Genomic DNA, 18841 nt, shown 5'->3' on the forward strand with positions numbered 1-18841 from the left:
ATGATATTGCTGACACCTTGTTGATATGCCTCACAAGTTCCTATCTATGGCTTTGACAGGACGTAATTTCTACGAGGGCACAATTGGTAAAACTGACCAGTTTCGGCGATGAAGTACGGATCGCACTCGACACATTGACCGATAGGGCAACCGGCCTGATGTCTCCTTCGCTAAGGCTTGGTGTCACTGGCCTGTCTCGCGCGGGCAAAACCGTTTTCATCACTGCTCTCGTGCATAATATGGTGCATGGCGGTCGTCTGCCGCTGTTTGAAGCCTATAAGTCTGGCCGCATATCGCGCTCGCAGCTTGAGCCGCAGCCAGATGATGCAGTTCCGCGCTTTCAGTATGAAGAACATCTTTCAGCGCTGCTTGATGATCGCATCTGGCCGGATTCAACGCGCGCCATATCGCAGCTTCGCCTGACAATTGAATATGAAACCGCATCTGCATGGGGACGCTGGCTTTCACCGGGGCGACTTTCCGTTGATATTGTCGATTATCCGGGTGAGTGGCTGCTCGACCTGCCCTTGCTTGGCAAGACCTATCGTGAGTTCAGTGCCGATTCCTTTGCGCTTGCTCATGAACCAACGCATAAGGATTTGGCTCAGAATTGGATCACTGAAGCCCACACCGTCACGCCTTCCAATAATGCCGATGAACTGACTGCGCAGCGCCTTGCGAAGAGTTTTACTGCCTATTTGCGTGCCGGTAAGGCTGATGAGCGTGCATTATCGACGCTGCCACCCGGTCGATTCCTGATGCCCGGTGATCTGGATGGCTCACCTGCCCTCACATTTGCGCCATTGCCTGATCTGAAGCCAGAAGATTTCAAAACCGGCAGTCTGGCTGCAATGATGGAGCGCCGTTACGAAGCCTATAAAACGCATGTCGTAAAGCCGTTTTTCCGCGAGCATATTGCAAGGCTTGATCGTCAGATTATCCTGATTGACGCAATGCAGGCCATGAATGCCGGTGGCGCTGTGGTTGCCGATCTGGAACGCGCACTGACCGACATTATGTCCTGCTTCCGTCCCGGTCGTGCCAATCTGCTGACAGGGCTTATCCAGCGCCGCATTGGCCGCATTCTCGTTGCCGCCACCAAGGCGGATCATCTGCATCACGAAAGCCATGACCGCCTGCAAGCCATTGTTCGCCGCCTTGTCGAACGCGCTATTGAGCGAGCAGATTTTTCCGAAGCGGACATCGAAGTTCTGGCTATGGCTGCCGTTCGCGCCACCCGCGAAGCAACGGTTAAAGAAGGCAAAGATACGCTGCCCGTTATCATCGGAACGCCGCTAAAAGGTGAGCGGATCGACGGTGAAATCTTTGATGGTGAAACAGAAACTGCTATATTTCCCGGTGATTTACCAAAAAATCCTAATATAATATTCGAACCATCGCTTTCGAATGATGATCCCGCTATTCGTTTTGTTCGTTTTCGTCCGCCGCGCCTTGAACGCACGGCAGAAGGTATCACGCTTTCGCTACCACATATTCGGCTTGATCGTGCATTGCAGTTTCTGATTGGAGATCGTCTGGCATGAGTGAGCAACCTCCACGCAAACCAGCGGCCTTTAGTGTTCAGCAACCTGCGGAAAAGGTTGCAGCGGCAGAAACACCGCGCCGCCCACGCGCCGTTACCGATCTTGAAAAAGTCGTACCAGACGTTGATGTTTTTGCACTGAGTGAAGAAGAAGCTGCAGAGCTTGAGATTCTGGATCCGGCTTTTGAAGCGCCACCGCGTAGTCGCTGGTCTTTGAGCAAGGTCTTGTTTGGTGCTCTGGGGGTTCTCGCGTCCTTTGCCATTGGTATCTGGATTGAAGATCTGATTCAGGCGCTGTTCTCACGCGCTGACTGGCTTGGTTGGACAGCGCTTGGCGTGGCGATGATTGCCCTTGCGGCATTTGCGGCAATTATTGCCCGTGAGCTGATGGCTCTTCGACGGCTGGCTTCTGTTCAGCATTTACGAAAACACGCGGCAGATGCGGCTGATCGCGATGATATGGCGGCAGCGCGCAAAGCGGTTGATGAGTTGCGCGGCATCGCGGCAAGCCTGCCGGAAACCGCACGCGGACGGCAGATGCTGGATGGTCTGACTCATGAGATCATTGATGGTCGTAATCTCATTCGCCTTGCCGAGACTGAAATCCTGCGCCCGCTGGACCGTGAAGCACGTGCATTGATCCTCAATGCGTCGAAGCGTGTTTCGATTGTCACGGCTATCAGCCCGCGTGCGCTTGTTGATATTGGCTATGTGATCTTTGAATCGGCGCGTCTCATCCGTCGGCTTTCACAGCTCTATGGTGGACGGCCCGGAACGCTTGGCTTTCTCAAGCTGGCACGCCGCGTTGTGGCGCATCTGGCCGTCACCGGCACGATTGCCATGGGTGATAGTGTCATTCAACAACTGATCGGTCATGGGCTTGCATCGCGCCTCTCGGCAAAGCTCGGCGAAGGTGTCGTTAATGGCTTGATGACTGCCCGCATCGGGATTGCGGCGATGGATGTGGTTCGGCCCTTCCCGTTTAATTCGGAAAAACGCCCCGGTGTTGGCGACTTCATTGGCGATATCGCTCGCTTAAATGGCGACAAGGCTGTAAAGCCAAAGGATCGGGGTTAAAAAGCTCTTTATTCTCGCTAAACTTGCCAGCTTTAATAGCGATGACAATAAAGCATTAACCATTCACGACGATTATAAGACATGAATTTAGGGTGCTCGAATCTTTGATCCTTGCACCATAAAACACTCTGCCCTTCGGTTGCGGCGTGTTTACAAATAATCTATTGGAAGCGTGCCCTTCAGGCCAAAATTCCGGGACAGAGCTGACTATGAAAAACACCATCGCTGCATGCCTCACGCTCCTGCCCGCATCGCTTTTCGTTGTGCCGTCTCTGGCCGCAGATAAGGATGAACAGTTTTTCCAGACAATCGAAGGCCAGTGGTCAGGCCCGGGTGAAATTGTTGCCGGTAAATACAAAGGCACGAAATTCGTCTGCAATCTCGCTGGTACAACGCCTGATGCCGCAGTCGGCATGACACTTGATGGCACATGCCGCGTAGGTGTTTTCTCGCAAGCGATGAAAGCGACAATTACACGTGATGGTTCAACCTATTCCGGTAAGTTTAATGATGGTGCAGAAGGCAAAGGCCTGAACGTCACTTCCGGCACTGTTTCCGGCAACAAAGTCGTTCTCGGGCTTAACCGCAAAGAACTGAATGGCGCCATGCTCGCACGCGTTGCGGATAAGAACACGATGAATGTCACTGTATCTGTGCGCGTTGAGAAGGAACTGGTTCCAGTAATCGGCATGAGCCTAAAGCGCGTTGACAATATCGCTGTCGGCAGCATCGCTAAGAACTAAAGCTCTCTATTCTTCAAGCCACCAGCCCGCATTCGTGCGGGCTTTTTCTATTTCAGAATTCGCGCAGATAGCATTCCATTCGGAAACACTTTTGCCTGCAATATTAAGTTCTGGTGCAATATCATTGAGTGGAACCAGCACGAAGGCCCGCTCCTGAATGCGCGGATGCGGCAGTTCTAGCGTTTCATCATTCATGATGATCGCCTCTCCCGCTTTTGTTTGCATCGCAAGAATATCAATATCAATGATGCGCGGTCCCCAGCGCTCAAGGCGAACGCGCTTAAGCGAACGCTCAACATCAAGACAGGTCTGGATCAATTGAAGCGGTGTAAGCGCGGTTTCAATTTCAGCGCAAGCATTGTGAAACCAAGCCTGATCCGTTTTGCCCCAAGGTGGCGTGCGATAGACCTTCGATACTGAGACGACTTTTGTGTCGTCCCGGGCATCAAGCAGCCTTAAGGCTTTTGCCATAGACGCAATAGGATCATCAATATTGCCGCCAAGCCCAAGCCAGGCGCGATAAGGCAATTCATTGCTCATCAGCGCGGATAAACCACCGTGACTTCAACATGGTCAAGCACACCCGGAACCGGTGCATTTGGCTTACGAATGGTGATTTCGGCGCGTTTAATCTGCGGGAAACGTTCAGTCAGCGCCTTACCGACGTCCAGCGCAAGCGTTTCGATCAGATAACGCTGACGACCAGTGATAATGTCCTGAATAACGGCAAAGGCGATACCATAATGAACCGTGCCTTCAATATCGTCATTTTCCAAGGATGAACCGGCATCGACATCAAGTATTGCATCGACATAGAAACGCTGTCCGAGCTTATTCTCTTCGTCAAAGACGCCGTGATGCGCAAAGAACGCGCAATTCATAATGCGGATGGTGTACACGGCTCTTTTCCTATTGTGAACTTGCTCTGCTTTGCAGGATAGCATCAGCAACTGCAAGGGCGTCTCTGTTAAACGCGACATTATGAACGCGGAAAATGTCGGCTCCTACCAAGCGTAGCGCTACCGATGTGGCAGCCGTTCCTGCATCACGCTGCAAAGGCTCAGCCTGTCCGGTCATGGCACCGATAAAGCGCTTCCTTGAAGTCCCGACCAACAGAGGATAGCCGAAACGCTGCAATTCTTCCATACGCGCCATCAGTGCGATGTCCTCATCCTGACTTTTGCCAAAGCCGAAACCCGGATCAAGCGTGATATTCGAAGCATTGATGCCTGCCCTGCCCGCAATTTCAAGCGACTTGTTCAGAAATGCAAACTGATCAGCGATCACGTCTGCATCGGTCTCCCGGTCGCGGCTTGTATGCATAATGACAAGGCCCGCACCCGTCTCTTTCGCAACTTGTGCAATTTCTGGCTCTTTTTGCAGCCCCCACACGTCATTGACGATATGTGCACCCGCTTCCACCGCAAGCCGTGCGGTTGAAGCACGATAGGTATCAATCGAAATGATGCAGCCAAAATTCTCGGTCAGCGCACGAATGATTGGCACAACGCGCGCAGCTTCGGTCTCTGCGTCGACTTTGGCCGCACCCGGACGGGTTGATTCACCGCCCACGTCGATTATCGTAGCACCCTCGTCGAGCATTGTTTTGGCCGCAGCCAGCGCATTATCGAGCTCAATATGCTTGCCGCCGTCGGAAAAAGAATCTGGCGTAACGTTCAAAATACCCATGATGACCGATTTTGAACCCAATTGGAGGCTACGGCCATGAGCTAGCTGCCATTGTTTGATCATTCAATGATATTCCAATTGTTTATTAACGCTGCTGACACAACTCTCTAACGAGAGTGCCATTTTATGAATGCGTTATAGTTCTCTTGACGATTGCATGCCATGTTGCTCATCAATGAATTTGCAATTTTCTTTCTGGTTGATGAAGAGGTGCCGGAACATGTCTTTGAAAAAACGAGTTCTGGCATTGGGACTAGCTATTGCCGTCATTGCACCACAGGCGCAGGCTGCCTCGATTTTCCGTACCTTCAGCTATTATAATGTGAACGGAAAGACTGCGGAAGATCTCGATAAAGCATTATCGCGCAGCGGACCTTTTCTGAAAAAGACCGGCCAGCATCATCCGGGTGCCGCCGAGATTCGGTTTGATGCGAAAGTTCGTTATGGCCGCGCCACAGGTCAGCAAGCCTGTAAGGTGCAGGATGTTTATGTGAACGTTCACGCTAAGGTCATGCTACCGCGCTGGAAACAGCGCCGCAAAGCTGAACCAGAAATCGCATTGATCTGGGATACGCTATATCAGGATATTCGCCGTCACGAAGAGAGTCATATCGTGATTGCCCGTAGCCACGCGAGCGAAATGGAACGTCAAATACGGTCTCTACGTAGTCGCAAAGATTGCGCCTCGCTCCGCTCTGACATTGATAAAGTAACGGAAAAGCTGATGGCAGCACATGATAAAGCGCAGGAACGCTTTGATCGTGTTGAAACGATCAATTTCGAGCGCCGCTTTGAACGCTTGCTGACATACAAGCTCGAAAAGATGGTTCAGTAGACGAAAATTACAAATGCCGCTGAGGTGCATCAACACATTTCAGCGGCATCTTTATATAATGTGTTCTTAGTTCTGGCGTTCTGGCACCCTGATCACAACACCGTTGAGCTCGTCGCTCACACGGACCTGGCAGGAAAGACGCGAGTTGGGTTGCGGCTCGTAAGCGAAATCCAGCATGTCTTCTTCCATAGCGTCCGGTCCGCCGACAACTTCAGTCCATTCATCGTCAATATAGACGTGACAGGTTGCGCAGGCACAAGCACCGCCGCATTCGGCATCGATCCCCGGCACACCATTGCGAACAGCCGCTTCCATCACACTTGATCCGTTATCAGCCTCAACTTCAATGCGTGAAGCACCATCGGCAGATACGAAGATAATCTTTGTCATTTTAAGTTCCTGAACACGCGTGTTCTGCGTGTTTGATAAGCTCATGCGATGCAAAGTTATCGCTGTGAGTTCTATTAATATCTTGCAGACGCAAATACGGCCTTATTCAAAGAGTTTCAACCGCCATAATCCGCTGTTTAAGCCAACTGCGCCAATATGCCGTTATGATCACAGGTTCTGACTTAACCCGCCTTTTCTTGCATCTATGTGTGCGCAGCTTTCCCGAGCCATGCGGTACAGATGAATCAACCTATCAATAGTGCAATATTGCCAGTTCACTTTTTACGTGTAATTTTGTTAACGAATTGATGTATCGGTATTATGGTTGTAGGATGCGTGAGACCGATTTCCACAGAATGATCGTTAACCAAAAAACGCCGCATTTCCGGGATTTTCTGCAAGCTCTCTCCTGTTTGTTAACCTTGTATTTAAAGTTTTACATATCCTGCCCGGGTGCCTATTTCCTTAACAAGCCCGAGCCGATACGATGAAAAATGGCGGAGTAAGTTTTGTAACGGCTCTCAGTTGATCCGGCCGTCGCAGTAAAGAGTACGAGGTAGGCAAGGCTATGGCTTCTAAATCCAAGGCGCAAAAGCTCGACCACGAGGTTGAACAGGCACTTGAACATGCACTCGACATCGAATTCGGTGACGACTTTGACATCGATATGGATCTGAGTGCACTTGACGAAGAGTTCTCTGTCGATGACCTCGAAGAGCAGATTTCGCGTGCAGCCGAAGAACTTGTTGCTGAGCAGAACACTAAAGTGGTCGATGCTGCGACTGTCTCTCCTGTAGACATTACCACTGACGGAACAGCGAAGGCTGAAACGATTGCTACCGTTTCCGTCATTGCAAGCCCTGCCGCGCCGCCAATGCCGCCAGTTGTTAATGCTGCCTTCCCAGCTGCTAAGCCTGAAGCTGCCAATGTTGCGCCAAAGTCAGCCAACAAAGCAAAACCTGCCGCTCAGGAAGCAGCGCCGAAGCCCGCCGCTTCGCCAGCGCCTGTTGTTGCTGCCACGCCTGCTGCAGCTCTTACACCGGCCAATGACGATTCGCGTAGCAGCCGTACAATCACTGCTGCGCCTCGCCGCGTAACGGAACGCTCTTCCAAGCTTTACTGGACGACAACCGCCATGAGCGTCCTTTGGGCTGCCGGTGGTGTTGCGATCAGCAAAGCAATCAGCCCTGACGTGTTTTCGAGCCTTCAGGCGACCACGAATTTCTTTACCTCGCCTGCCGGTATCGGTGTGATGGCTGGTGTCGCACTTCCAGTCGCGATGTTCTGGGGCTTTGCGCACATCGTTAAGCGTGCGCAGGAAATGCATATTGCTGCACGCAGCATGTCAGAAGCAGCACTCAAGCTCTTGCAGCCTGAAGCAGCAGCTGGGGATCGCGTATCGACGCTCAGCCAGGCAGTTCGTCGCGAAGTTGCTGCGATGAATGAAGGAATTGAACGCACACTTGCACGCGCTGTTGAGCTTGAAACGCTTGTTCAGTCTGAGGTCAATCAGCTTGAGCGTGCTTATACAGATAACGAAGTTCGTATTCGTTCGCTCGTGAGTGATCTTGGCAATGAACGCGAAGCCGTGGTCAGCCATGCGGAGCGCGTACGCTCGTCCATTACGGGTGCGCATGAGCAGCTTAAGGAAGAATTGTCGAGCGCTGCCAATATCATACGTGATAATGTTGCATCAGCATCTGAACAGCTCAGCTCGCTCTTGGGCGATTCCGGTGAGCGTCTGATCAGCAGCATTAATGAAAGCGGCGGTGCAATTGCTGATGCAATTGAAACGCGTACCGGCGACATTGCTACCCGCATCACGACTTCTGGCGAAGCTTTCTCAAGCCAGCTCGACTCTCGCATTACGACACTCGACCAGCAGTCGCGTGAAATTTCGGAACGGGTCAGCGCGGCACTTGATGAGCGTACTGCTGGCATTGCAACGTTGCTCGGCGGTGCCACACAGTCGATGGTCAGTGAGTTTGATGCACGTCTGACACAGCTCGACACAACGCTTAATGAACGTGGTCGCTCGCTTCTCACAGAGTTTGAAACGCGTGCTCATGCGCTTGATAGCAGTACAGAAAAGCTTAACGCGGCTCTTGAAACCCGCTCGCGCCAGATCAATGAAAACCTCATTGCACGTACCCGTGAAATTGCTGAAACCTTCTCTGGTGGCCGCAATGCACTGAGCACGATGATTGATGAGACAAAGGCCAAGATCAGCGATGATCTGACCTCGATCAGCGTCAGCGTTGGCAATGTTCTCAATGAAAATGCAGCAGCATTTGCCGGTAAGCTTTCAGAAAGCCGTGATGTTCTTGCAGCGTCGCTTGAAGGTGAGACCGAGCGGGTTTCCGCTGTCATTCGCGGTCATGCCGATACACTTGCTGCCCGCACGAACGACATTGAAAATGCAATTAATAACAGCGCTTCGGCACTCAACTCGGCTGCCGAACATCATGCCGCTATTCTTGCTGACAGAACGAACGTTCTTCAGGAAGAAATGGCAAACAACGCTTCGCGTCTTGATGCGACATTTGCTGATCATGCCCGTTCGCTGGATGAACGCGCCGCTTCACTTAGCGGTGTGATTGCCGGCAATCAGGCTATGCTTGCTCAGCTGATGGATGAGCGCACCACGGCACTGCGCGATAACTTCAATGAAAATCGCGAAGTTCTGGCACGCACTTTCGATGAACGCGTTGCCTCGCTAGAAGCGCTTATTGCTGGAAATCAGCAGGAACTGGCTCGTGTATTCGACGAGCGTTCGCATGAAATCAGCGAAACAATTGGTGCCAGCCGCGATGCATTCGAGGCGACATTTACCGATCATGTACAGCGCGTCGAAGAACGCACAAGCGGTCTTCGTTCTGTCCTGAACGACCACAATAGCGCCCTTGCCCAGATTCTTGATGGTCATGAACAGACCATTGAAGGTCGCACGGCTGCAATTCGTGAAACACTGACCGAAAGCACAGCATCGCTGAGCCAAACGCTACAGGATCACGGCGATATTCTTTCGCAGCGTACAGCCAACCTGCACAATGCGATTGAAAACAGCAGCGATAGCATCAGCCGCGCCTTTGAAGGTCAGACTGGCATTATCGAAGAACGCACCCAGACGATGGAAAAGGCGCTTACGATCGGCGTCGACAATGTTCGTCGTGCGCTTGAACAGAGTGCTGGCGCGGTTGCAGGTTCGCTGCGTGACAAGATCACAGAAGCAGCAAGCATTCTCTCCGCAGAAGCTGCAAAAGCTGGTCAGTCGCTTGATGGATTTGGTCAGACCTTCAGTGCCGATCTCAGCAGCAACCTTGCGGCTACGGAACAACGCCTCAGCGAACGTGCCAATGCCATTGCATCGCGCATGTCTGAGATTGAATACAGCATTGCAGACACCGCGGCCAAAACCAGTGAAACACTCGCTGGTCATGGTGAAGCTTTCGCTGCAAGCGTTGCTGAAAATCTCGCAGGCACAGAAGCTCGCTTGAATGAGCGTGCAAGTACGATTGCTGGTGGCCTTGAAGCTATTGAAAGCCGCCTCACCGGCGAACTTTCGGCGATTGAAGCGCGTATCGCTGATACTGCAAGCAAGACCAGTGAAACACTGGCTGGCCACAGCGAAGCCTTCTCGTCGAGCGTTGCTGACAATCTGGCTGGCACGGAAGCGCGTCTTAACGAACGTGCAAGCGCAATTGCGGGTGGCCTCGAAGCTATTGAAAGCCGCCTCACCGGCGAACTTTCGGCGATTGAAGCACGCATTGCTGATACTGCAACCAAGACCAGTGAAACGCTCGCTGGCCATAGCGAAGCGTTCTCAACAAGCGTTACAGAAAATCTATCGGGTACCGAAGCCCGTCTTACAGAGCGTGCGGATGCTATTGCGACACGCCTTGGAGACATTGGTTCGCGTATCACGATGGAACTGGGTTCTGTTGAAGCACGTATCGCACAGGTTACGGACACAACTGCTGTTACGCTTGAAGAACGGACCCGTGAACTCAATGCAGTTCTCTCCGCTCGTTCGCAGGAAATCACGCAGATCCTCAACGATACTGCCGAACCACTTGTGCAGCGTTTGGCTGATAGCGGTCGCGGCCTTGCAGAACAGCTTGAACAGGCAACCCATGCAGCAACTGATCGTCTGCGTGCTGAAAATGCTGCTCTCGTCAATGCACTGGCAAACCGTACAGCTGAAACCATTGCTGCGGTTCAGCAAGCCAAATCCGGTCTTTCGGAAAATGTCAGTGAACTGATTGAACGCCTCTCGGCGTCGAATGGCGAACTTGGCAAGTTGATCGATGCGGCTGCAAACAATCTTAATAGCATTGATGGTCGCCTCGTTGAAACCACAAGCAGCTTTGTTGAGAATGCAAACCGTGCAGCGCAGATGTTCCAGGCTTCAACTGGTCTCATCGATACGAATATTGGTACGTTGCGCGCACTGTCCGACGGAACACTGTCGCAGATTGCAGATATTGCCGAGCGCTTTGAAGATCATGGAAAGGTTCTCTCGACCGCTTCCGATATGATCAATTCAGCACAGAACGGTCTTGCTGGTACTCTTGAAGATCGTCATCTGGCGCTCGACAAGCTGGCTGCTGGTCTGGTTGAAAAGTCGGAAGGCATCGAAAAGTTGATGCAGTCGTTTGAAGCTGTCGTCACGCTCGCATTCCAGCGTGCCGAAGGCCAGACACGTACATCGGCTGAAAAGATGCGCGAAAGCGTCGCTGAGATCGTTGAACAGGCTTCGCAGAAGTTCTCTGCTGCTACCGATGACATTCGTCGCACGGCAACGGAAATCCGCAGCGAACTCGACACGACCCGAGGCGAACTCAAGCGTGGCGTTCTCGATATGCCAGCGGAAGCCAAGGAAACGACGAGCGCAATGCGCAAGGCAGTTGGCGAGCAGATCAATGCTCTGAAAGAACTGGCTGAAATCGTCAATAAGTCGGGCCGTCTGGTCGATGTTGGCGAAAGCCGTGCAGACCGTACAGTTTCACGTCCGGTACAGACACAGCGCGCAGCACCTGCTCCGGTTCAGGCACCTGTAGCAGCGCCACGCCCGCAGCAGGCAGACGTTGCAGTTCGCAGCCGTGCTGTTGAGGCTCCAAAGGTTACGCAGCCAGCGCAGCCTTCAGAAAAGCCACGCGGCTGGGTTTCTGACCTTCTGGCACGCGCATCGCGTGAGGATGAAGTTGCTGCTCCTTCTCAGGCACAGCCAACACAGACGCCACGTTCGCCAAGCCACGTTGTCGAATCTCTCAACTCGCTCTCGGTGGACATCACACGCGCAATTGATCATGAAGCATCGGTTGAGTTGTGGGATCGTTACCGCCGCGGTGAGCGCAATGTCTTCACGCGTCGTCTTTATACCCTCAAGGGTCAGCAGACGTTCGATGACATCAAGCGGAAGTATCAGACCGATGGTGAGTTCCGCCGCGCCGTTGATCGCTACATGGACGACTTCCAGCGCCTTCTTGAAGACGTTGCACGTAACGACCGCGACAACATGGTGACACAGACTTACCTGACGTCGGACACCGGCAAAGTTTACACGATGCTGGCTCACGCAAGTGGACGCCTTCGCTAATCAAAGCGAGCATAAATCAGAAAAACGCAGCCAAATGGCTGCGTTTTTTTATGTTTATTTTAATGATGGTTACGGGTTTTTAGCGTCAACTTTATGCCAAACTAACGGCCACGCTCAAATTTAAGAAATCAGGCCAACAAAAAAGCAGCTCGTTTTACCGGGCTGCCTTGAATATTTTAGTGTTTCAGAGGATCAGAGTGAAGAGATTGTCCAGCTGACAATTTCACTGGCGACCTGATCAAACGCCTTGTCCAGCGCGCGCACATATTCGCTGTTTGTCGTGCCATGAACAGGCGTAGAGGCGCGGAAAACACGTGTCGAGCGCACTTCGCCATTCTTGTCGTTCATCAGCCTTACAGCGATCTCTACGACCGCGGCTCGCTGAGAGCCATAGGCTTGAATGCTGAATACCCGCAGATCGCTCAGGATCTGGTAGTTGATTGCAAGACCATCTCCTGGACGGCCTACGCCACCGAATACGCCAGCGTTTTCATAGGCCTGCACAAGACGAGACTGAACGAGATTTGGCAATCGATCGCCCCATTGTGCACCTTTGAGGTACTCAATCGCACCGGGCGCAGTGTTGACAACGATATTTTCGCTATCGAGCGCCTTCAGCGCATTGGGCGATGGCACGAGTATCTGGAGGTTCTTACGGCTAACCGATGTGCCTTGCACCTGTTGCGGCGCTGACAGGCTGAATGTATCGAGTGGCGTCGTGGTTCCGCAACCGGCAAGCATGGTTGTCAAAAGAAGCGGAACGATCAGCTTACGATGGGATTTTGTCACGATAGAACCTGTAATGGACATTAATGACGCGTCCTTCCGTTATACTGCGGTACACTGCCGGAACCACCAAAGATCAAACGCTGTGGGTTACGTTCTAGTTCTGTAATCGCCTGCTCTACGCGCTGTACAGCGCGACGGCTGTCACCGATCAATGCCTGAACATCGCTCAGACCTGAACCGGAGAACCGCTCAAGATTGCTGGCAATCGGCGTAATGCGCTTATCGAGATTGTTCGATAACTGACGGATCGATTCAAGTGTGGACTTAGCCTGTGCAACAAGACCATCCTTATCATCACTCGAAAGCAGCTGGTCTGCCTTAGCAATAACGTTTTCAACACGTGCAGACGCAGCGTTCAAACGCTCCATCATCTGCTTCGCTTCCGAAACGATCTGATTGATGTTGCCCGCGTTGGAGCCAAGCTCATCTATCACGTCGGCATTCTTAGCCAAAGCATCTGTAAAGGTCTTTGTATTGTTGATCGTATCGATCAGCGGGCCGCGTGCTTCTTTAGCAAAGCCTTCGAGTTCACCCAGCACCGAGTTTGCGCGTCCGAAAATGTCCTGCGCGGTTGCAAGCAGATTGTTGATTGATGAAGGATCAGCATCAATACGCGCAATCGTATCTTCTTTGGCTGCTTCAGTAAGCAGATTAGGCTCTTCGAGACTGCCACCATTCAGTTCAATATAAGCCTGACCAGTCAATCCCTGAAAGCCGAGTGAAGCCTTTGTCGAGCGTGTAATCGGTGTCGTCGCATTTACGCGCGTCTGCACAATAACCATGCTGGGATTGGATTCATCCAAATGCAAACGACGAACGTCGCCGACCTTGATACCGTTGAACAGAACCTGACTTCCGATGCCAAGGCCGGTCACAGAACCCGGAATGCGAACATCAAGACCAACAGAATCCCGTGCCTCGCCGTAACGCGCAATCCAATACACGAAACCGAAAGCCAGCAGGCTGACGATCAGCGTGAAAACTCCCACCACAACGTAATTGGCCTTCGTTTCCATATCTTATCCCGTCTGCATTTGGCTGTTAGGCCGACGTCTGCTCGGCGCGGAAGTGTCAATCTGACGTGCGCGCTTTCCTCGAAAATAGGATTTAACCCATGGATCATCTACAGTCAGCATGTCTTCAATGGAACCGCTCACCAAGATTTTTTTATTACCTAACACGGCAATACGGTCGCAAATCGCAAAAAGACTATCGAGATCATGCGTTACCATAAAGACCGTCAGGCCCATTGTATCGCGCAGATTGGCAATCAATTCATCAAAGTCCGCAGCACCAATAGGATCAAGCCCAGATGTAGGCTCATCCAGAAACACGATGTCGGGATCGAGAGCCAGCGCTCGCGCCAATGCTGCACGCTTAATCATGCCGCCTGATAACTCAGAAGGGAATTTTTCCGCCGCATCAGGGCTGAGACCAACCAGATCGATTTTAAGGCGTGCCAGTTCATCCATCAATTTGGGCGGAAGATCCAGATATTCACGCATCGGAACCTGGATATTCTCAAGGACGCTAAGGGCTGAGAACAAAGCGCCGTGCTGAAACAGCACGCCCATACGCATGTCGATAGCCATTTTCTCAACATCGGTCAGCTTATCGATATTATTTCCTAATATCTCAATCTGTCCTGCCTGCTTTTTATTCAAGCCCAGAATGGTTCGGGTCAGCACGGATTTACCTGAGCCAGAAGGCCCGATAAAGCCGAGAACCTCACCTTTATAAATATCGAGTGAAAGATTATCGAGCACAGGCGCACGACCGCCAAAACCAACGGTGACATCCCGCACAGAAATGATCGGTACAGGCTGATCGTTGTTGCCAACGTCCTGCAATTGCGGCTGATTATCTATACTCGTCTCCATGAATATTCTTTATCCGAGCTTATTGCGAGACTGAACCGCGAGAAACGGCTTTCTTCAGTTTTATCCCTTATTGTGTCCGAAAGACCCCATAAAGTTGCAAAACTATAAGGTTAGAAGTCAATTGCGGCATAGAACATCGCAAACATGCCGTCTACGACAATGACAACGAAGATCGATTTGACGACCGAAGCTGTCACGCGGCTACCCAGTGATTCTGCACTTCCGCCGACTTTCATTCCTTCAACAGAAGCAAGTATGCCGATGATGAGTGCCATGAAAGGAGCTTTGATCAAACCCGCGAAATACGTGTTCAGTGCAACGGCATCATGCAAGCGACTGATGAAAGCTTCCGGCGAAATATTTGAGTAAAAGTAAGTAACTGCTGCTGCACCGACCAATGCTGACAAATCAGCGATAATCGTCAGAAGCGGCAGAATCACCACCAAGGCGACAAGCCTTGGAAAGACAAGGACGCCCACAGGATTAAGCCCTATTACTGTGAGTGCGTCGGTTTCCTCCCGCATCTTCATCGAGCCAATTTCAGCTGTGATCGCACTGCCCGAACGACCGGCGATCATAATTGCAGTCAAAAGCACGCCCAACTCACGCAGAACGAGAATACCAACTAGGTCGACGACAAATATTTCCGCGCCGAAGTAGCGCAACTGAAAAGCGCCCTGCTGTGCAATGATTGCACCAACAATCGTTGACATGAGGACGATGATCGGGATTGCACCGACCCCCATCCGATCAATCTGCTTTACAATCGCCGGAAATGGGATGCCACTGCCGCGCCCGGCTTTAAGCTGTGCGCCACGAATGGTTGCCCCCAGAATGTGCATCGCCATCAGGAAATCTTCGTAAACCGAGGCGACGCCTCGTCCGATAGAGTCCAGCATTTTGATGAGAAAAAACGGCTTTTTCTCTGGCTTTACATCAAGGGTACGCTCAACCGAATTACCTACCTCCTCAACGAGCGGTAGCCATGCAGGTCTGACACCTTCAAGATGAACATCGATATTCTGAGACACCAGCCTCTGGCGCAGGCGTTCAATCAACCAAGCGCCAGCAGTATCAAGTCCCGCAACATTCGTTGCATCGATAATAATTGAATGCGAGCCGCCAACATTTTCCAGCTCACGCATCTTCTTGTCGACAATGCCAATAGTTTGCGAAACCCAGCGTCCGCTAAGATTTACGAGGCGCGCGCCTTCATGCTCGGCCAAATCAATCTTTGGCGCGACATCAGAAGCAGCACTTGCTTTGTCGGCAGTGTCGGTCAACATGGCCTAACCTCTTATACGAGTCGGTTCACGACCGAAATACTGCGTCCTAAAGGGCATATCCATGCACAATAGTTTGAAAATCATCCAAGAATGCTATCCCATTGCCGGAAAATTCACAATCTCTCGCGGCTCAAAGACCGAAGCTTTGGTCATAGTTTGTGAAATAAGCCACAATGGAAAATTGGGGCGCGGTGAATGTGTACCTTATGCACGATATGGAGAATCAATCGAGAGCGTCAGTGAACAGATTGAAGCGGTGCGGAGTGCGATAGAAAGCGGTGCGGATCGTCTGACTATTCAAACGCTCATGCCCGCAGGCGCAGCAAGAAATGCCGTTGATTGTGCTTTTTGGGATCTGGAAGCAAAGCTATCGGGCAAGCGTGTTGCGGACACGCTTGGCACCCTACCCCATCCTCTTGAAACTGCGATCACCGTATCGCTTGGTACACCTGAAGAGATGGCGGAATCGACCGCTAAAGTTGCTCATTATCCATTGATTAAAGTAAAAATGGGCGGCGACAATGATATTGAGCGCATTCATGCCGTTGCAAATGCTGCTCCAAACAGCCGAATAATCATTGATGCCAATGAAGGCTGGACTGACGATAACATCGAAGAAAACATGGCTGCGGCAGCTAAAGCTGGCGTAGTTTTGATTGAACAGCCTTTGCCTGCAGGCAAAGACGAAATTTTAAGCCGCATAGATCGACCAGTGATTATCTGCGCAGATGAGAGCGTGCATACATCTGTTGGACTGGAAGACTTGGCGACCCGTTATGGTGCGGTCAACATCAAGCTCGATAAGGCGGGCGGGCTCACCGAAGGACTGGTTATGCGTGAGAAGGCCATATCGCTTGGTTTAAAAGTGATGGTTGGTTGTATGGTCGGCACGTCGCTTGGAATGGCGCCGGCAGTTTTGCTCGCGCAGAAGGCCGATGTTGTCGATCTTGATGGACCATTGCTTCTTGCGAAGGACCGTGCTCCGGGCCTTAAATATGAAGGTGCACTTGTTTATCCGCCGGAAGCCACGCTCTGGGGCTGATCATATAAGTTGTTTGATCGCTGATTGACACTGTTGGTTGCTGCAAGCACATTTTCGAAAATATCCGCGCAGGCATCCCATGTGAAAGGTTTGAGCACCTCAGCAGGATCGAATGCAGGCATCTCAAGCGCCGCCAGACAAGCGGCGTGCAGGTCCTCAGATAAAACTCCAGCGCCGGTGGCTCCGACAACATCAGAAGACCCCGGAACTGGAAAAGCAGCAACAGGTAAACCCGATGAAATCGCTTCAAGCAGAACCAGACCAAATGTGTCGGTTCTGCTAGGAAACACAAATACGTCGGCTGATGCATAAGCTTTAGCCAATTCATCGCCTTCTTTTTTGCCAATGAATACGGCATTCGGAAAACGAGCTTTAAGGTCTTCAAGCGCCGGTCCGTCTCCGACAATGAGCTTGGTCCCGGGCAAATCTAGTTCAAGGAATGCTGGCAGGTTTTTTTCAGTTGCCACGCGACCCACACAGATAAATACGGGCTGCGGCAAATCTTTCGTTACATCGTTTTGCGAATGAAACAGACGACGATCCACGCCCCGCGTCCATAATTCAAGTCCCGTAAACCCACGCGAATGCAAGTCATTGAGAATAGACTGTGTTGGGACAAGTGTATGGGATGCGGCATTATGGAATTTACGTAAAAACGAATAGGTCCAGCTCAGCGGAATTGGAAACCGATCTCTGACATATTCCGCAAAGCGGGTATGAAAGCTGGTGGTAAAGCTCCAGCCCATCTTAATACATGCACGCCGCGCCATAATTCCAAGCGGACCTTCGGTTGCGATATGCACATAATCGGGCTGCAAGCCGACCAATTTTTGCCGAAGCGCCGATGGTGTTGTCATTGCCAACCGGATTTCAGGATAGGTCGGGCATGGAAAAGAGCGATAGTCCTGCGGTGAGATAACGATAACTTCGTAACCGCGCTCAGTCATCAGTTCACAGCATTTGGTCAGTGTCCTCACAACGCCATTTACCTGTGGGTGCCAAGCGTCCGAAACGATCACCAGCTTCTTCATTTGCTGCCGTTCGCTGTTTTTCGCGCTACGCGCGGCAACCTAATCACCTTATTGCCGTCTTGAGCGGAAGGAAGCGATGATCGCTGGCCGAGACGGTCGGTCCATTCCAACAACTCCATACGACCATCAAAATGTTCAACGACAGCGGTGCAGCTTTCAACCCAGTCGCCCGTGTTGATATATTCAACACCATTCATCTTGCTGATGGTTGCGTGATGGATGTGACCGCAAATAACGCCGTCAACGCCGATGCGTTGCGCTTCTTCAGAAACCACGTCTTCAAAATTTCCGATGAAGTTAACGGCCTTCTTAACGCGAAACTTTGCCCATGCGGAAAATGACCAATAACGCAATCCAAACTTGGCGCGCACCCGGCTCATCACTGTATTAATCCAGATTGCCGTGTCGTAGGCCCAATCACCAAGATAGGCGATAAAACGCGCATTACGCACAACAACATCAAACTGGTCGCCATGGATGACAAGAAACTTGCGTCCATCCGCGGTTTCATGGATCGCGCGGTTCATCACCTCGATACCGCCAAAATGCGTACCCTGAAAATTTCTCAGAAACTCATCATGATTGCCGGCAATGTATATAATTGATGTACCTTTGCGGCTCTTGCGCAAAAGCTTCTGAACAACATCATTATGCTCCTGCGGCCAGTGCCAATTGCGTCGCAGACGCCAACCATCAACAATATCGCCAACCAGATAAATGGTTTCTGCTTCGTGAGTGCGCAGAAAATCAAGCAATAGCTCGGCTTGAGCTGCTTTCGAACCAAGATGCACGTCTGAAATAAATAAAGTGCGATATTTTTTTGGTTCGATCTGTTCTTCGCTCATGTGGTTGTCCTTCCATCTGGCAACCCGAAACTGAGCAGACAAAACCCGATTCATGTCACAGACATATGACGAGCATTGTGAATTGAAAGTTG

Annotated in this window: 16 protein-coding genes; 6 read left to right on the forward strand and 10 right to left on the reverse strand. The window is 51.5% G+C overall.

The features are described 5' to 3' along the window. The first annotated feature begins 83 nt into the window (after nt 1–83). The 3 genes from J2782_RS03205 (at nt 84) to J2782_RS03215 (ending at nt 3363) form a co-directional block, all read left to right on the forward strand. The gene (locus J2782_RS03205; RefSeq protein WP_310010097.1) at nt 84–1544 is read left to right on the forward strand and encodes a YcjX family GTP-binding protein; all 1461 of its coding nucleotides are present in this window, start codon (nt 84–86) and stop codon (nt 1542–1544) included. Then, nucleotides 1541–2620, forward strand: coding sequence for a YcjF family protein (locus tag J2782_RS03210; protein ID WP_310010099.1), 1080 nt, complete (start codon nt 1541–1543; stop codon nt 2618–2620). The genes J2782_RS03205 and J2782_RS03210 overlap by 4 nt, the downstream gene beginning before the upstream one ends. 209 nt (nt 2621–2829) lie before the next feature. Beyond that, nucleotides 2830–3363: a hypothetical protein gene (locus J2782_RS03215; protein WP_310010100.1), complete on the forward strand. Its 534-nt coding sequence runs from the start codon at nt 2830–2832 to the stop codon at nt 3361–3363. A 6-nt stretch (nt 3364–3369) separates the two neighbouring features. On the opposite strand, the gene folK is transcribed toward J2782_RS03215, so the two are convergent. The 3 genes from folK to folP are packed head-to-tail and all read right to left on the reverse strand — an operon-like array spanning nt 3370 to nt 5115. Beyond that, a complete protein-coding gene (gene folK / locus J2782_RS03220) occupies nt 3370–3903 on the reverse strand; it encodes a 2-amino-4-hydroxy-6-hydroxymethyldihydropteridine diphosphokinase (RefSeq protein WP_310010101.1) in 534 nt (177 codons plus the stop codon). Then, nucleotides 3903–4262, reverse strand: a complete 360-nt coding sequence (folB, locus tag J2782_RS03225) for a dihydroneopterin aldolase (RefSeq protein WP_310010102.1) — start codon at nt 4260–4262, stop codon at nt 3903–3905. The genes folK and folB overlap by 1 nt, the downstream gene beginning before the upstream one ends. A 10-nt stretch (nt 4263–4272) precedes the next feature. Then, nucleotides 4273–5115, reverse strand: coding sequence for a dihydropteroate synthase (gene folP / locus J2782_RS03230; RefSeq protein ID WP_310010103.1), 843 nt, complete (start codon nt 5113–5115; stop codon nt 4273–4275). 157 nt (nt 5116–5272) lie between these two features. On the opposite strand from folP, the gene J2782_RS03235 reads away from it, so the two are divergent. Then, nucleotides 5273–5887, forward strand: a complete 615-nt coding sequence (locus tag J2782_RS03235) for a DUF922 domain-containing Zn-dependent protease (protein WP_310010105.1) — start codon at nt 5273–5275, stop codon at nt 5885–5887. A gap of 66 nt (nt 5888–5953) precedes the next feature. On the opposite strand, the gene J2782_RS03240 is transcribed toward J2782_RS03235, so the two are convergent. Beyond that, nucleotides 5954–6277 (reverse strand): 2Fe-2S iron-sulfur cluster-binding protein, encoded by a 324-nt coding sequence (locus J2782_RS03240; RefSeq protein ID WP_250040736.1) that lies wholly within the window; start codon nt 6275–6277, stop codon nt 5954–5956. A gap of 568 nt (nt 6278–6845) precedes the next feature. Here J2782_RS03240 and J2782_RS03245 point away from each other — a divergent pair. After that, nucleotides 6846–11876 carry an apolipoprotein A-IV repeat region-like domain-containing protein gene (locus tag J2782_RS03245; RefSeq protein ID WP_310010107.1) on the forward strand — a complete coding sequence of 1677 codons (5031 nt, stop codon included), beginning with the start codon at nt 6846–6848 and terminating at the stop codon, nt 11874–11876. A gap of 192 nt (nt 11877–12068) precedes the next feature. Here J2782_RS03245 and J2782_RS03250 read toward each other — a convergent pair whose 3' ends face one another. The 4 genes from J2782_RS03250 to J2782_RS03265 all read right to left on the reverse strand — a co-directional run bounded on the left by J2782_RS03250 (nt 12069) and on the right by J2782_RS03265 (nt 15831). Continuing rightward, nucleotides 12069–12686, reverse strand: coding sequence for an ABC-type transport auxiliary lipoprotein family protein (locus J2782_RS03250; protein WP_310010108.1), 618 nt, complete (start codon nt 12684–12686; stop codon nt 12069–12071). Further along, nucleotides 12686–13681 carry an MlaD family protein gene (locus J2782_RS03255; protein ID WP_310010109.1) on the reverse strand — a complete coding sequence of 332 codons (996 nt, stop codon included), beginning with the start codon at nt 13679–13681 and terminating at the stop codon, nt 12686–12688. Before J2782_RS03255 ends, J2782_RS03250 begins: the two co-directional genes overlap by 1 nt. Nucleotides 13682–13684: 3 nt before the next feature. Beyond that, nucleotides 13685–14545 (reverse strand): ABC transporter ATP-binding protein, encoded by an 861-nt coding sequence (locus J2782_RS03260; RefSeq protein ID WP_310010111.1) that lies wholly within the window; start codon nt 14543–14545, stop codon nt 13685–13687. Between the two features lie 110 nt (nt 14546–14655). Beyond that, nucleotides 14656–15831 carry an ABC transporter permease gene (locus J2782_RS03265; RefSeq protein WP_310010113.1) on the reverse strand — a complete coding sequence of 392 codons (1176 nt, stop codon included), beginning with the start codon at nt 15829–15831 and terminating at the stop codon, nt 14656–14658. Between the two features lie 61 nt (nt 15832–15892). Here J2782_RS03265 and dgcA point away from each other — a divergent pair, with 61 nt between their 5' ends. Further along, entirely contained in the window at nt 15893–16873 is a 981-nt protein-coding gene (gene dgcA / locus J2782_RS03270; protein WP_310010114.1) for an N-acetyl-D-Glu racemase DgcA, read from the forward strand. On the opposite strand, the gene J2782_RS03275 is transcribed toward dgcA, so the two are convergent. Both J2782_RS03275 and J2782_RS03280 read right to left on the reverse strand, forming a co-directional pair. Further along, nucleotides 16843–17904, reverse strand: a complete 1062-nt coding sequence (locus J2782_RS03275; protein ID WP_310010115.1) for a glycosyltransferase family 4 protein — start codon at nt 17902–17904, stop codon at nt 16843–16845. The genes dgcA and J2782_RS03275 overlap by 31 nt on opposite strands. Further along, a complete protein-coding gene (locus J2782_RS03280) occupies nt 17901–18749 on the reverse strand; it encodes a UDP-2,3-diacylglucosamine diphosphatase (RefSeq protein ID WP_310010116.1) in 849 nt (282 codons plus the stop codon). The genes J2782_RS03275 and J2782_RS03280 overlap by 4 nt, the downstream gene beginning before the upstream one ends. Between the last annotated feature and the right edge of the window lie 92 nt (nt 18750–18841).

This window comes from Brucella pseudogrignonensis (assembly GCF_031454375.1).
Classification (GTDB): Bacteria; Pseudomonadota; Alphaproteobacteria; order Rhizobiales; family Rhizobiaceae; genus Brucella; species Brucella pseudogrignonensis_A.